Raw genomic sequence first — 427 nt, 5'->3', positions numbered from 1 at the left:
TATAAATCACCATCGTGTGGATGCTGTAAAAAGTGGATAACCCATCTAGAAAGCCAAGGGTTTCACCTACGTACAAAGGACTTTCATAACTTGAGCAACATCAAGAACGAATACGGAATTTCGCCAAGTCTTCGCTCTTGCCATACCGCTGTTACAGAAAGTGGCTTTGTATTTGAAGGCCATGTCCCTTCTAAGTTTATAAAACGATTTTTGTTAGAAGAACATCCAAAGGCTATCGGGTTATCTGTTCCAGCTATGCCAGTAGGTTCACCCGGAATGGAAGTAGCAGAGCAGTTTATGCCTTATACCGTTTTCATTATATATCAAGATGGGAGCTACGAACCTTACGCGAAAGTAGAAAGCTACGAAAGTCAATTCGATTGAAGTCAAAGTTAAACAAATAAATGCGCACTTTTGACAATCAAAG

General features: G+C 40.0%; 1 protein-coding gene. It reads left to right on the top strand.

The genetic code is table 11. The features are described 5' to 3' along the window. The coding region (locus ACX5KA_RS01120) for a DUF411 domain-containing protein (RefSeq protein ID WP_458730245.1) at nucleotides 1-384 on the top strand (384 nt) is incomplete at its 5' end. Nucleotides 385-427: the final 43 nt, after the last annotated feature.

The organism is Alteromonas alvinellae (genome assembly GCF_902705805.1).
The sequence above is the reverse complement of the archived record's forward strand: the minus strand, read 5'-3'. Positions and strand labels throughout refer to the sequence as shown.